15 protein-coding genes, 1 tRNA gene and 1 other annotated feature are annotated in these 14,201 nt (G+C 39.4%); of the genes, 9 read left to right on the top strand and 7 right to left on the bottom strand.

Translation table 11 applies throughout. The annotated features are described in order from the left end of the window. The first annotated feature begins 514 nt into the window (after positions 1–514). A complete protein-coding gene (locus Q4574_RS08280) occupies positions 515–2,308 on the top strand; it encodes a glycoside hydrolase 43 family protein (RefSeq protein ID WP_303473451.1) in 1,794 nt (597 codons plus the stop codon). Positions 2,309–2,652: 344 nt separating this feature from the next. Here Q4574_RS08280 and Q4574_RS08275 read toward each other — a convergent pair. The 3 genes from Q4574_RS08275 to Q4574_RS08265 all read right to left on the bottom strand — a co-directional run bounded on the left by Q4574_RS08275 (position 2,653) and on the right by Q4574_RS08265 (position 4,407). Further along, a tRNA-Val gene (locus Q4574_RS08275) sits at positions 2,653–2,729 on the bottom strand. A gap of 123 nt (positions 2,730–2,852) precedes the next feature. Continuing rightward, on the bottom strand, positions 2,853–3,917 hold the full coding sequence (locus Q4574_RS08270; RefSeq protein WP_303473448.1) for a patatin-like phospholipase family protein: 1,065 nt from the start codon (positions 3,915–3,917) through the stop codon (positions 2,853–2,855). 106 nt (positions 3,918–4,023) lie between these two features. Next, positions 4,024–4,407, bottom strand: a complete 384-nt coding sequence (locus Q4574_RS08265; RefSeq protein ID WP_303473446.1) for a VOC family protein — start codon at positions 4,405–4,407, stop codon at positions 4,024–4,026. Positions 4,408–4,910: 503 nt separating this feature from the next. Between Q4574_RS08265 and Q4574_RS08260 the strand changes: the two genes are divergently transcribed. The 6 genes from Q4574_RS08260 (at position 4,911) to Q4574_RS08235 (ending at position 8,722) form a co-directional block, all read left to right on the top strand. Beyond that, complete coding sequence (locus tag Q4574_RS08260) at positions 4,911–5,417, top strand: PTS glucose transporter subunit IIA (protein ID WP_303473444.1); 507 nt, start codon at positions 4,911–4,913, stop codon at positions 5,415–5,417. A 107-nt stretch (positions 5,418–5,524) separates the two neighbouring features. After that, on the top strand, positions 5,525–5,869 hold the full coding sequence (locus Q4574_RS08255) for an ArsC family reductase (RefSeq protein WP_303473442.1): 345 nt from the start codon (positions 5,525–5,527) through the stop codon (positions 5,867–5,869). Then, a complete protein-coding gene (gene dapE, locus Q4574_RS08250; RefSeq protein ID WP_303473440.1) occupies positions 5,869–6,996 on the top strand; it encodes a succinyl-diaminopimelate desuccinylase in 1,128 nt (375 codons plus the stop codon). Before Q4574_RS08255 ends, dapE begins: the two co-directional genes overlap by 1 nt. Beyond that, positions 6,996–7,685: a M15 family metallopeptidase gene (locus Q4574_RS08245; protein WP_303473437.1), complete on the top strand. Its 690-nt coding sequence runs from the start codon at positions 6,996–6,998 to the stop codon at positions 7,683–7,685. The genes dapE and Q4574_RS08245 overlap by 1 nt, the downstream gene beginning before the upstream one ends. Next, positions 7,682–7,873: a DUF2897 family protein gene (locus Q4574_RS08240; protein ID WP_303473435.1), complete on the top strand. Its 192-nt coding sequence runs from the start codon at positions 7,682–7,684 to the stop codon at positions 7,871–7,873. Before Q4574_RS08245 ends, Q4574_RS08240 begins: the two co-directional genes overlap by 4 nt. A gap of 15 nt (positions 7,874–7,888) precedes the next feature. Then, positions 7,889–8,722 (top strand): formyltransferase family protein, encoded by an 834-nt coding sequence (locus tag Q4574_RS08235; protein WP_303473433.1) that lies wholly within the window; start codon positions 7,889–7,891, stop codon positions 8,720–8,722. Between the two features lie 82 nt (positions 8,723–8,804). Here the strand turns inward: Q4574_RS08235 and Q4574_RS08230 are convergent, their stop codons facing one another. The 3 genes from Q4574_RS08230 to Q4574_RS08220 all read right to left on the bottom strand — a co-directional run bounded on the left by Q4574_RS08230 (position 8,805) and on the right by Q4574_RS08220 (position 12,016). Then, positions 8,805–9,611 carry a hypothetical protein gene (locus tag Q4574_RS08230; RefSeq protein WP_303473793.1) on the bottom strand — a complete coding sequence of 269 codons (807 nt, stop codon included), beginning with the start codon at positions 9,609–9,611 and terminating at the stop codon, positions 8,805–8,807. A 252-nt stretch (positions 9,612–9,863) separates the two neighbouring features. Continuing rightward, entirely contained in the window at positions 9,864–10,964 is a 1,101-nt protein-coding gene (locus Q4574_RS08225) for a DUF2855 family protein (RefSeq protein WP_303473431.1), read from the bottom strand. A 137-nt stretch (positions 10,965–11,101) separates the two neighbouring features. Beyond that, positions 11,102–12,016: a LysR substrate-binding domain-containing protein gene (locus Q4574_RS08220; RefSeq protein ID WP_303473429.1), complete on the bottom strand. Its 915-nt coding sequence runs from the start codon at positions 12,014–12,016 to the stop codon at positions 11,102–11,104. Positions 12,017–12,143: 127 nt separating this feature from the next. Between Q4574_RS08220 and Q4574_RS08215 the strand changes: the two genes are divergently transcribed. After that, the gene (locus tag Q4574_RS08215) at positions 12,144–12,458 is read left to right on the top strand and encodes a hypothetical protein (RefSeq protein ID WP_303473428.1); all 315 of its coding nucleotides are present in this window, start codon (positions 12,144–12,146) and stop codon (positions 12,456–12,458) included. A 30-nt stretch (positions 12,459–12,488) separates the two neighbouring features. Here the strand turns inward: Q4574_RS08215 and Q4574_RS08210 are convergent, their stop codons facing one another. Further along, positions 12,489–12,812: a hypothetical protein gene (locus Q4574_RS08210; RefSeq protein WP_303473426.1), complete on the bottom strand. Its 324-nt coding sequence runs from the start codon at positions 12,810–12,812 to the stop codon at positions 12,489–12,491. Positions 12,813–13,127: 315 nt separating this feature from the next. Further along, positions 13,128–13,241: a sequence feature (His leader region), on the top strand. Between the two features lie 48 nt (positions 13,242–13,289). On the opposite strand from Q4574_RS08210, the gene hisG reads away from it, so the two are divergent. Then, the gene (gene hisG, locus Q4574_RS08205) at positions 13,290–14,189 is read left to right on the top strand and encodes an ATP phosphoribosyltransferase (protein ID WP_303473424.1); all 900 of its coding nucleotides are present in this window, start codon (positions 13,290–13,292) and stop codon (positions 14,187–14,189) included. The last annotated feature ends 12 nt before the right edge of the window (positions 14,190–14,201 follow it).

Below are 14,201 nucleotides of genomic sequence, written 5' to 3'. Positions count from 1 at the left end.
CCTTACCACACTCCCCACCAGAGAAATCTCATTTCGCAGTTCTCTCTTTGATGCAAAAACACAAAAAATTAATAACAAGTTGTTTTTAAACAAAATATTAAAAACAACCATCATCTGAACCTATCATTTTTATAAACTAGTATAGGCTTGTTACTAATCAATAATAGAGAATATTAATTAGGTTAAAGGTGTATAAATATATTGGTGGCCATACAAAATGGCTGCATTTAGTTCATGAACCCACATCTAAAATCATCCATATAAAAAACATTAGTCATTAAATGACCATAAATGACTTATTATGTTTACATTTATATAACAGTGATTTAAAGTATTCGAAGATGTTATTCAACAAAACTGTCGATTTGAAACACACATTCGCATGGTTTAAAGCTGGCTAGAGCTTCTATTTAATTATGACTGTCTACTCCAAATTGAGCTTTTAGCATTGCGCTACCAATCAGATGTGAACAAATGTGATTTTGATAAGATTTTAAATTTTGGAAAATGAGAAATGATGATTTCAACGTTAGATAAGTCAAAACAAATTGGGTTGGGTAGTTTACTCTTTGCAATTGTAAGTTGTAGTACCCAATCCCCCACCCAATCAGAAGACAAATTAACGCAAATAGAACCTGCCAAAACGGGGAGTTGGGGAGACCAAGGCGATGGGACTTATATCAACCCTATACTTAATGCAGATTATCCCGACTCAGATATAGAGCAGGTAGGTGACACCTACTACATGATCACATCGAAACAACACATGTCACCAGGCATGCCAATTTTAGAATCAAAAGATATGGTAAATTGGAGCAATGTTAGTCATGGTTTTGCTAGCTTATCTTGGGCTCCAGAATATAACTGGGACAGAATGAATGGCTATTCATTTGGAGTTTGGGCGGGTGATATAGCCTATCACGAAGGCACTTGGTACATTTATCAAATTGATTATCAACACGGCTTAATGGTGACAACGGCAAAAGATATTAAAGGTCCATGGAGTGAGCCGATCATGATGCTTCCTAAGTCTGAAGTATTGGACGACCCAGCCGTTTTTTGGGACAAAGAAACCCATAAGGCGTATGTCATTGTCAATACGGGCGGTAAGCAAAAAAGCCCTGAAAATAAAATCGAAGGGAATGAAAACCGTATTTATGAAATGAGTTGGGATGGCACCAAAATACTAGACGAAGGTAAATTGGTTTATACAGGAATGGGCGCAGAAGCAGCTAAAATTTATAAGATTGACGGTACTTGGTATATATTTTTAGCGCAATGGACCATGGGAGATAAATCCACCAAACCTGGTGTTAAAAACCCTAAAAATGATAGAAAACAGATTGTTCTGCGTTCTAAAGAAAGTATATATGGTCCTTACGAGGTGCGTACTGTTCTCGAGAAAGGTACTGCATTTGGTGATAGAAGCGCGAGTCAGGGCGCGTTAATGCAAGCACCCGATGAGTCTTGGTGGTACATGCATCAGTTAATCCAAAACGATGACATTCCTTTTCAAGGTCGTCCTCAAAATTTAGAACCGGTGACATGGGTTGACGGATGGCCAATTATTGGAATAGATGAAGACAATGATGGAATAGGTGAACCAGTAAAACGTTATAAAAAGCCAATCAATGGCTACCCAATAAGTGCGCCAAATTCTAGTGATGATTTCTCTTCAACAACACTGGGGCTGCAGTGGGAATGGAACCATAATCCTAGAAATTCCCATTGGTCTCTCTCAGAAAGACCGGGCTGGTTACGTTTAAAAGCAAGTCAAGTATTGCCCAATCAAAAAGGCTTCGGTCCAAACATAAATGAATGGACCAATAATGACGGCTCAGATTCAGATTTTTGGCGAGCATCTAACACGTTAAGTCAACGCATAATGGGTATTACCACAGGAACGGCTGTTGCTAAGCTAGATCTTTCAGGTATGGCACCCCATCAGTTAGCTGGATTTGTGCGTTACGGTGGCGTGTTCAACTTATTAGGTGTAGAGATGAATTCTGATGGCAAGAAACATTTATTTTATATGAACCCCATGGGCGAAAAAACACTTGGGCCCGAAATAAATAGTCACGATTTGTATGTTAGGACATCAAACACAATTAACAAGGCAACTTACGAATATAGCTTTGATGGTGAAAGTTTCACCTCATTTGGACCAACTTTTACCATTGCATTCGGTAAGTGGACAGGAGACAGGCTAGGCTTTTTCTCATGGAACGAGAAAGAAGACGCAGGCTATATTGACGTAGACTGGTTTACATACGAGTACGACGGTCCGAAAGCGGCGGGAGTTAGATAAACAACAGTATAAACTTTTCTGCATTAATAGGGGCATCCCATTCGTCGAAACTGATTTTTCAAACAATCATTCAAAACAGCGAGTGGGTACCTCTTCCTAGATTTATAAATTGCTCACCCCCTCTGTATTTTTTAACAACGCGATAATGTTTACTTAGGCAACAATATGTAGAGCGTGCTTATAAGTAAGTATTGGGGATCTAAAATGACAATCATCCTTTGCAGTTATACCACTGGGAATTAGTAGAATGTCACCCCAGAGTACGTTTCCAGCAGTTTCACAGACTTTCTAGCAAAATATATACTATGTAGATAAAGATGTACTTTCAGGATAATCTAAGAAAATGGTGCGTCCGAGTAGACTCGAACTACCGACCCCTACCATGTCAAGGTAGTGCTCTAACCAACTGAGCTACGGACGCACTGTATATTTGAGGCTTAACACGAATGTCTCAAGCGGCGCGTATAATAACGATGCTTATTGTTATCTTCAAGGAGTTTTTCAGCTTTGTTTGCTCGTATGCGTGATTTTTCGCCATAAGTAGTCAAAACGCAAAGGGTTTGATCCTATTTGCCACATCATTATCTTGAGTAAGATTGGCAAACGCCTCCCCTAACCTATCACTTTGCTCAATCACCGTTTGCCAATATCCTATGCGTTGTTGCGCTGGCATTGTTTCAAAGTCTTTTCTGTCTGGTATTTTCTGATAAGGCAATGAAGCGATAAACTCATCAGATGGGACAGCCATTACCACTTTGTCATAGCTACTTTTGTGGGGTAGTCGACGCTTTAATGATTTATCAAACCAGCCAGGGATCGGCTTTGAGTAAAAATGTGGATAAAATATCAATCCATCATGGGGTCCCAGATTTAGATCAAAATGGTAATCAATTATACCACCATCTCGATACATCCCTTTCGGTGCACCATTTATATTCTGTACGCCCTCGATCACTAGGGGAATTGAACCTGAGGCCATCAGTGCCTGAGCCAAATTGTGCTTTGACAAAGGGACATAACGAGTTGGCATCTTATTCGGATCCGATATTTGTAATTCACTCGTGGGTGAAGCAAAAACATAACGCTCATAAAATCGTTGTAAAAACCGCCTTTGCACCGCGTTAGCGCCGGCACTCGCCAACAGACCGGTCAATTGCAAGGGTTTGGCTTCGAATTGAGTCAGCCCTTTGCAACGCGCAACAATGAAATGCGCTTTAATAATGGGATTTTGGATAATTTCCTCAACACCATTGTCCCCTAATACATAATCTAATAATTCTAAACCAGATAGTGTGATCTCTTTCGCGCTGGGTTTGTCGCTGTACTCTGTGCGTGAATAGCGTTCAGCTAAGCGATTGATCGCAGCTAAAGGGTCTTTTTGGGCAAAACACGCAAAGCGAAAAGCCCCAGCTGATGAACCTATAATCTGCAATGGCGTTGTACGCTTAGCAAAAAAAGTAGAGAAGACATATCTATCTAAGCCTGCTAACACGAACCACTTTGGGCCCCCAGAAGCCCCCAGCATGTAATCGAACATCTGTTGTTTCAATCCATGCTGCTGAATTTCCTTCAAAGCAGTTGGACCTGCATATAAATCAAGTACTTGCACTAACTTTTAACCGGTTGAATAGGATAAGTTTAATGTAACAATCAAGGGGCTATTTGCAAGTATCTGAAGTATTTTAGTTTTTAATAGTTATCAACAACCCCGTCAATTAGGTGTTTTCTTCAAACAAGGCACACACCGCCCCAGCGGGATCTTGAATAATGATATAGCGGCTTTGTGAACCATAATGCTTAATTTTAGATAATAACTTTCCACCTCCCGCCTCGGTTTGAGCAATTGATTCGTCTAAGTTTGCCACTTTAAAATACAACAACCACTGCGCAGGCAACCCCGCGTTATCTCCCTTTGCATGGCAAATACCTACAACATCCTGGTTATTGCTGGGCAACTGCATACTATAATCATCATAATCCCCCATGCTAACTGGGTTTGCTTGCCAGCCTATGACTTGTGCATAAAACGCTTTCACATCGTCTGCATTTTTAACAGTAAGGTCCGTCCAAACAACCGAGCCAATTGGTGCTGTTGACATAATTTAGTCCTCTAATAATAAAACGCTTTAATTTTAGCCAAAATCAGTTCTTGGTGGATTTCTGGACAACCAAATATACACCTTACATTTCAACTAGTTAAGTGACATATAAAGTTTCCTCAACAAGGTTATCCACAGAAACAGTGGATAACATTTTAATAAGATACTTTGTTAGTAACACTTGACTTACAGCATAGCTAAAGCACAATAAAAAAGCGCTTTTAAAGGAAAAAAATGGTTAATCAGACATTAGTAGCTCAGCCTGACACTTTTACCATCCTTAACCTTTCGCCAAACACGCAGGTTTGAAATCGAGAATTTAAAATGCTTATGTATAAGATGATAGCGGCTATAGAAGTGCAAATTAATACTATATTGGTCAAAGTGAACATTAGAATATTGGCTGTTTCTGGTTTTAAATCAGATTATTTTCTTTTCAAGTATCAAGCTAGCGAAAATGCGCCTCTTGGATCCATGAAAAACTACGGCGAACTAGTATTATAATGCGCCTTTTCAATCAGTTATTAGACGCTAAAAACCTTCCAGAATTTAAACATAAAATTGATATTTTGAGCCCCGTAAGTGGCAATATGAATATGCTTGATACTGCCAACCCCCTTATTTTTAAACAACGATTATTTGGTGAAGGTGCTGTTATAAACCCTATCGGTTTTCAAATCTTAGCGCCTTTTGATGGGATTGTTTTAGACATCAGTGAAACGGCACATCGTATCCGTATAAAAGACAGGCATGGATTAAAACTGCAAATCCACTGCGGTTGGGAGGCGCAAAAGCTAAATGGGGATGGCTTTAAACGTAAAGTGACAGTGGGTCAAAAACTGGCATTGGGGCAACCTATATTAGATTTCGACGCTAGAAAGTTGAAACTAGCTTTAAACGACAACGCATTTTACATAACCCTTCTCAATAGTGATAAAGTAAAAGGACTACTGATTAATCCTCGAAAGGTGACTGCATGTGAAGATCATATATTTTCTGTGTTGATCTAAACTTTCAGGGTTGGTAAAACATCATTTATGCAGCAATGATATTATTTACCTTATTAATAATATGCATTTATTTTTCATTTAAAAATTAACAAACAAGAACTCTTTTTATGACTCAAATGTTCGGCATCAAAAATTGCGATACCATTAAAAAAGCTAAAAAATGGCTAGAAGAAAACCAAATAGAATACACCTTCCACGATTATCGTGTTGACGGATTAGACCGTGAGTGGCTAGAGAAAACAGAATCTCAGTTAGGTTGGCAAAAATTGTTAAATCAGCGTGGAACCACTTTTCGTCAATTACCAGATGAACAAAAACAAGATTTAAACAGTGAAAAAGCCATTGAGTTAATGCTGGCATCTCCTGCGATGATAAAACGTCCTGTTTTAATTCATAACGACAACTATATTTTAGGTTTTAAACCGGCAGATTATGAGGTGGTTTTTAACTAATGATGGACTCAATTGCTCTGACTAAAGAACTGATCAACCGTCAATCTGTTACCCCTGAAGATGCCGGTTGTCAGCAGTTAATGGCTGATATTTTAGCCCCCTTAGGGTTCGATATAGAATCAATGGTATTTGAAGACACGACGAATATGTGGGCAAGGAAAGGCAAGCAAGGTCCACTATTTTGTTTCGCCGGGCACACAGATGTTGTCCCATCTGGCCCCGCTGAAAAATGGCAAACCCCGCCTTTTGAAGCCACCCACGTTGGCGAGTACCTGCACGGTCGTGGCGCTGCGGATATGAAAGGAAGCTTGGCAGCCATGTTAGTGGCAACCCACAGGTTTGTTACTGCCCACCCTAACCACAAAGGTGACATTGCATTTCTGATCACCAGTGACGAGGAAGGACCATTTATTAATGGTACAACTAAGGTGATTGATACCTTAGAAGCTCGCAATGAGAAAATTGACTGGTGTTTAGTGGGTGAACCTTCTAGCACTGAAGTGGTAGGCGATGTGGTAAAAAATGGTAGACGAGGATCACTTACCGGCGATTTAATTGTGAAAGGGATTCAAGGCCATGTGGCCTACCCGCACTTAGCCAAAAACCCTATTCATGTTGCTTCACCAGCTCTGGCTGAATTAGCCAAAACTCACTGGGACGATGGCAACCGATATTTCCCTCCCACCAGCTTCCAAGTATCCAATATTAATGGAGGCACAGGAGCTGGAAATGTAATACCTGGTGAGCTTCATGTCTGTTTCAATTTTCGATTTTCAACCGAAGTCACTGACAAACAGTTAATCGAAAGAGTTTATGAAGTTCTTGACCGTCATGGTTTGGATTATGATATTAAATGGACATTTAACGGACAACCTTTCTTAACAGATGAAGGACCATTAGTTGAGGCAACACAACAAGCAATTAAATCAGTAACAGGAAAGGAAACTGAGTTATCCACTGCCGGAGGTACCTCAGATGGTCGGTTTATTGCGCCAACAGGAGCTCAGGTGATAGAACTGGGACCAGTAAACGCAACTATTCATAAAATAGATGAAAAAGTGAAGTCTGCTGATTTAGAAATACTCACCGATATATATCACGATATATTGTGTCGACTGCTGCTCTAATGTCGACAACGAAAATGCCTGCATCTTGCTGGATGGGTCTAAATGATTGCCACATCCAGCCATTTAATCAACACCACGGTTTAGTAGCAGCGGCCAAAACCGCGTTTGAAGCTATGCAGTTAGCTGCTCAACAAGACAATATAGATATTCAATTGGCTAGCAGTTTCCGTAGTTTCGATCGTCAATTAGCTATTTGGCAAAAAAAATGGTCAGGGGTATTACCCATCAATGATATCCATAGCCAACCGTTAGATACCTCAGAGTTGACTGAATTAGAAAAAATTCATGCCATTATGACCTGGTCTGCCCTGCCTGGTGCAAGTCGTCACCACTGGGGCACCGACTTAGACGTATTTGATAAAAAAGCGGTTGAGGCCAGCGGACAGTCTTTGCAATTGATAAGTGCTGAATATGAAAAATCAGGCCCTTGTTATCCATTGCATTGCTGGTTAGAAGATAATGCCGACAAGTTCGGCTTTTATCGTCCGTACAAATTTTATAATGGTGGAGTTGCTCCTGAAGCTTGGCATTTGAGTTATTCCCCTATCTCAAAATCAATTATAAAACAACTTCACTTGAGTGAACTCAGCAAGCAATTAGCCAGTGTAAATATCGGTGGAAAACAAACAATATTAACCCATCTGAATGAGCTTTTTGAGCGTTATACATTAAATGGAATTGTGCAATGAATATCTGGCTAATTGTAACCTTGTTGATTGCATTGGGTTTGGTAGTGGGAAATATTTTATTATTGAAAATGAGTGCTAAAATGACATTCGAAAAAACCGAAGCAAAACCTGAAGATGAGGTTCATCCATCTCATTCAAATGAAAAAAAACGCTCATCAACGGTGCGAGAAAATACCAATAAACCTTAGCTGGAGTTGTTAAAAGTGCGGATAACTATTCTTGCTAATCGTGATTTAGCCAGCAATATGGCAATTAATTTGTTACTTCAACAGATGCCAGAACACGACTTTGTTATTTTTCTATCTGCAAAAGTAGGTAAATCAGAGAATTTACCAGAACCCTTGAAAACTTTGGGGTTTATAGAGCAAACGTTATTTAATCAAATAGTTTTTCCACTTATTGATACTCATCAAGAAGTAGCCAATTTTGCCAATCCACCAGCACTCTCCGGGTTACATTTTAAAAGCTTTCAGCAAATAGCAGCTCAAGGAATAGCGGTTAAAGATATTCAAAACATTAATAGCTCCTGTGGATATCAAGACATCGTTAAACAAGAACCCGAGTTGATCATCTCAATTCGATTTGGTCAAATTCTGCAAGAGCCTATTATTCGTATGCCTAAACTAGGCGTAATAAACCTTCATTCTGGTGAATTACCGAATTTTAGAGGGGTGATGGCGACATTTTGGGCGATGTTAAACAATCAAAAGAAAATTGGCACCACCTTACATTTTATCGACTCAAGTAAGATTGATGCCGGAAAAGTCATCGCTAACTCTCAGCAAGATGTGGATTACCAGCACTCTTATCTTTACAACGTATTGAGCCTATACCCACAAGGTGTAGATACCATAGTCTGTGCCGTCAACCAATTAATCCGAGGTGAAGCCTTGAAAACGCGAAGTATGGATTTGTCGAGGGGGCAGTACTTTAGTTTTCCAGATGAAATAACCCTGAATCAGTTTACTAGACAAGGAAAACGGCTTTACGACTATGATGAAATTACGGAGTGGGTTGCCAAATACCGCTTACCTTAGAATGATAAACAAAGCACTGAATAGACCTATTTTATTGACTTTCCCCCAAAAAAACATCTTCGGTGAAAAAGCCCAGAATGAATTACTTCAGCGGTGATTTTAGATTTAGCCCTTCACTCATATACAAATCATCGTATTTCAGACCTCCATTTCCATAAGGTTGCTTTTTAGGCCCAGTATTGCAATTCATTAAAAAATGCGTGAGAGGCTGTTCCCGTTGCATTCTAAAAGTGGCATGGGAATAGACTTTTTGTTGTTCAGGGAACTCACTTCCCCCCTTCACATACACATCGTACGTTTGACCACCATGGTTGGTTTTGCGGTTATCCACCACATACCATATTTCGTACCACTGACCAGGTACAAGAGGCTGTGCATCTTGTCCTGTTTGATTATTTTGGATGTTAGCGTAGCCATCTTTAGTCTTAACCATTAACACACCAGTATTTTTAAGGCCATTTGACTCTGTTTTATCGGTTACTCTCAAAGTCGCTTCAAACGCATTGTAGTCGTTTAACTCAATATCCTTTGGGCTCATATTGCTAATACCAAAAGCATGATTATTAGGGAAAGACTCCACATTGATCCGGGTATAAAATGTGTATATTTCCCCAACGTCGACACTTGTGGGAAGAGCTGCATAAGTTAATGCTTTGCGATTTCCTACCACCCCCTCTGCTGCAGGCTTTTTAATTAAATAAACATTCTCAGAATGCCCTAAGACTTCTTTTCTGCGCTCACTAATTTGTGGATTGTGAACCTTTGGAGATGTGTCGTTTTTAGTATCTGCCTTTGTCCACTTATCTAAACTGTTGGCTGCTTCAAAGTTATCTATTAATATCCAATCGGCGGCACCGCTTGCAAGGCTCGTAGGCACGTGAAAAATCATCACAAAACTGATTAAAACGAACCGCTTTTTGCGCCACAAGCCCCCTGCTATTTTGGCCCAACTAACGATATTATCAATTTCAGATTTACTGTTACTTTGAACCATTTCGACCCTCACAGGTTAGATGTCAATCGACTGAATTCATCGCATAAGCATATAGCAATAAAAACAATCGTTTCAATCAAATTCGATAGCATGATTGAAAACAGGTATAGCTACAATCCAGGCCATGCTAAATCGTTCAAAAAGTCGTTAAAATTGCAAAACATACATTTGGCTAGTATCGAACTGACCACTTAGACCATCTAAATATATCCTTTGAATGGCATCAATACCTTTAATATTAGTGGTGCCTAATAGTGATTCCATATGCTGGGAAAATCCGCCCCATGCAACGGCGTAGCGCTGCATAAACCCCTTACCTCCCCACTCTTGCATGCGTTTGTTAACTTGAGTGGGAGCAAAAAAGAACTCTCCTTGCAATTCGCCAGCGTATGATTTTGCTTGAGATTCAACATCCGTTACGCCGATATAGATCATCTTTTGTAAACTCGCACTTAAATGTGCCTGAAGATCCAGTAATAAGGGTTTATTGCCAGAGAAATCCAATACGATTGTCTTATCACTTTTATCTAATGTAGAAAATGCTTGGTAGTCTAATACCTGATCATAACAGGCAGTCTTCTGGGTAAAAGCCTTGTTGTGCTTAGATGTCAGGCCAACAACGTTATAATTCAGCCCTCGACTCTTACAATGCTTTTTCAACAGGTACGCTGCACCATAGGCAGTCTTACTAGAAGCACTAGTTAACACTATATTGGTTGTGTCTGGCGTTGCAATTTCACCAATAAAATCGTCTAACACAAAAGAGGTCATAAACAATGGTCGAAAATTGAGTTGCCAGTCCTCTTTTTTGGGATCGTAGGCGGGGTCGGCATTACAACGAACATACTGATCGTAGACGCTGGAAATACTTTTACGCACAGGACTAACATCGTAAAAATCATTGGCCGTTATTTTACCTGCCGTAATCACCAGATGAGTAGCAAATGGCAAGTAACCAAATACCTTTTCACCGACTACAAGATCCGGATTATTAGAGTATTCAATGGTAGCAAAGCCCCAAATAGGCATAATACCAAATCCCTCTTGAGCGGGAAAAAAGCCCCAATACCCCATTTTTTCCCCAAATAACGCATAGGTAATATTATTCGCTGAAAAACCAAATGAGTCGATTTTAAGGACGACTTCGTCCTTAGCTAAGAAATCGGTATTAATTGAACCTTTAACAACTGCGAGTTTGCTGAGATTGGATTTATTGGTTTGAATTTGTTGACGAGTGAGCACCGGCATTGACAATTCCCTTAGCGTTTAAAGTTAAATTAATGTTAATTCAAGTTATAGTAACGCTAGCGAGGTGCTTAATTCATCATCCTTTTGAATAGACAAAAATAACAGGTCAAAATACTTAAAGTTTGCAGGATCTTTTATTACCAAGCTTTTAGATCGTCAAAAGATTGATGCAATAATGGAATAAACCAACTTTCAAATAACTTCACTTTTTGCCACTCAAAATTCTGCTCAGGCGCGACCAAATATAATGAATATGGACTAGGACTACTAAACTCTAATAAGGTTAGTAAAGATCCATTATGTAAATGATCTGCAACTAAACTCTTGTTCACCAATGTAAACCCCCGCCCAGCGAGTGCATTTTCAATTAGCAAGACTGAATTACTTGCACGAATTGACGGGGTTAACTCTTGTACATTCACTGCGTAGGTTTTACACAGGTTTTCAAAAACTGGGACGATATCCGCACTGGTATCTTCAATCCAAGGTAACGTAAATACCATCGATGGGTTATTTGTTTGCTGTCTGCTAATAATATCTGGGCTAGCCACTAAAATAAGTTGGTCACTAACCAGTTTCTTTTCCGCCAATCCTTTATATCCACCAGCTCCCATACGAATCGCCAAATCGATGTCACCTCGATTAAAATCCACTAAATCATTACTGGGTGCTAACTGAATCATGAGTTCCGGATGCAACTTTTGAAACTGTGGTAGTCGAGGCATTAGCCAAAGTGAAGTAAATGAATGAATAGTCGATATTCTCAATATATTTGGATTTGCGTCACCAGATATAGCTCTCAAGCCCGATTGAAATTGCGTGAATCCCTGTTGGATGTATGGAAGCAATAATTCACCAGAAAGGGTTAACTGAGTTTGTCGATTAGAACGTTCAAACAATTTTTGCTCTAAAAAGTCTTCAAGTAGTTTTATTTGCTGACTCACTGCAGCTTGGGTGACAAATAGTTTTTCAGCGGCTAATTTAAAACTCGACAACTCAGCGGCCACCATAAAGAACCGCAGAGATTTAAGAGGAGGTAGTGGTTGCTCCATTTTCTTTCCTACTTTTCTGAATCTCTTCAATTAAGATTTTCTAAAGTGTAGTTAAATTTTAATCGTTTGTTCAAGTTGTATTTCAACACTAATCTAAAGTTGAACTTTCAACAAACAAGGAATAAACATGCAATACATTACTGCTTTAACTATATTTTTATTGAGCTTTACTCTAAACGCCACAACCAATGACAAATTTGAAACTAAGTATTCTTATCAAGGATATCCGTACAAAATACTCATTGACCGATCCGACTCAATAAAGATTTTATTTACCGAGAAAAAAGCAACGATTAACTGTGCAGTGGAATTTAATCATGGAGAGTCTGTGCGTAAAACGGCTTATTTAGAGGTCGAAAAAGCAGACTTTGATAATGAACCGCTTGCCAGCTGTTTACCTAGACATACAGCGAAAGCTTGGCTGAAAGATACGTTTGAATAATGCTTAGATGGAATAAAGAGAACAAATTAGCTAAATATAAATGTCTAAGTGCTTTCTACCCTGTTCATCCACGGATGGAAGTTCAGGATCTACTGGCTCTTTGTCATTTTGTTGTTTTTCAGCGGTTTGTTTTTTGTCTGTTTCCTTTTCTGCGTCTTTGTCCTTTTCTTCCTCAGAAGACTTGTTATGGTACTTTTCCCGTGCATCCCTTTCTTCTGTATTTAGGGCTTTTTCTTCGTCGTTTAATTCACGAAGTTTTGCCTCTTTTTCAACTTGTTTAACTTTGAGCTCATCTTTTTCAATGGCAACTTTACCTTCACGGGGTAAAACTGAAAATATTAAATCACTGCTCATAGGATTGACTCACTTTTGTTTTATTTGGAAAATGAATTGCGCCCAACTTATGGACAAGCTATCCATTTCCATCATTAATTAGCTATCGTATTGATTTTGACTTACTTTAACACTTTTCGTTCATTTTTTGAGCGACAGTGTGGAATTCCTTTGTGCTAATGCCTTTTAGTTTTAACTAATACAATCTTAAATCATTACTTTTAGGTGTTTGTACTTGCATTCTCTTTGTGGTTTGGATAATGTTCTGCGCATCAACACGATAAACCAAAACGAACAAGAAAAGCATATGATTTTTTTCACCAATAAAAGCGACCTAAACTGGCATCATCATATAGCATAACCTTTCAGGTTCGTGCTGGAAGGTTAATTGTCCTTCCAGTGGTACAGAATTTTTCTAAACCCCCGGAAGGAAACTTCTGGGGGTTTTTCGTTGTAATGGCAACGATTTGAAATTTAACTTTATATTGAGGCAACAACATGAGCGAGAGTAAACGATTACGCATAGCGGTACAAAAGAAAGGGCGATTGAGTGATGATAGCATTAGCTTACTCAAAGCTATCGGCATTAAATTACAAATTCGTGATCGCCTTTTAATTGCTCATTCCACCAACCAACCCATTGATCTATTGTTGGTGCGTGATGACGATATTCCAGGCTTGGTTATGGATGGTGTGGTCGACATGGGCTTTATTGGCGAAAATGAACTTGAAGAAAAGATGCTAGAACGCCAGCAATCAGGAAAACCCCACGAATTTAAAACTCTGCGTCGTCTAGATTACGGCGGTTGCCAATTATCCATTGCTGTCCCTACTGAGTTTGATTATCAAGGGTTAGAATCTATAAACGGTTTAAAAGTAGCAACGACCTATCCGTTCCTATTGGAACGATTCTTTAAAAATAATAATATTGATGCTCAGTCCGTTATGTTAACTGGCTCGGTGGAAGTTGCCCCACGCGCAGGTGTTGCAGATGCCATTTGTGACCTAGTATCCACAGGAGCAACCCTGGAAGCAAACGGTTTACGAGAAGAAGCCGTCATTTTCAAATCTAAGGCCGTTTTAATTCAACGTGCTGGCGAATTAAGCGATGACAAACAAGCCTTGATTAATCGCCTATTGCCACGCGTAGACGGTGTGATGCAGGCTAAAGAAAGCAAATACATAATGTTGCACGCCCCAAAAGCTTATTTAGAACAAGTAAAAAGCTTATTACCCGGTGCTGAAAACCCAACTGTTTTGCCCCTCGCAAATAATGATGAAACTGTGGCTATCCATGTAGTTAGCTCAGAAACATTGTTCTGGGAAACCATGGAAAAGCTGAAATCTCTGGGTTGTAGCTCTATATTAGTTATGCCAATCGAAAAAATGATGGGCTAATAAGATGACTAC

Origin of the sequence: Aliiglaciecola sp. 3_MG-2023 (assembly GCF_030548205.1) — a bacterium.
Classification (GTDB): Bacteria; Pseudomonadota; Gammaproteobacteria; order Enterobacterales; family Alteromonadaceae; genus Aliiglaciecola.
The sequence above is the reverse complement of the archived record's forward strand: the minus strand, read 5'-3'. Positions and strand labels throughout refer to the sequence as shown.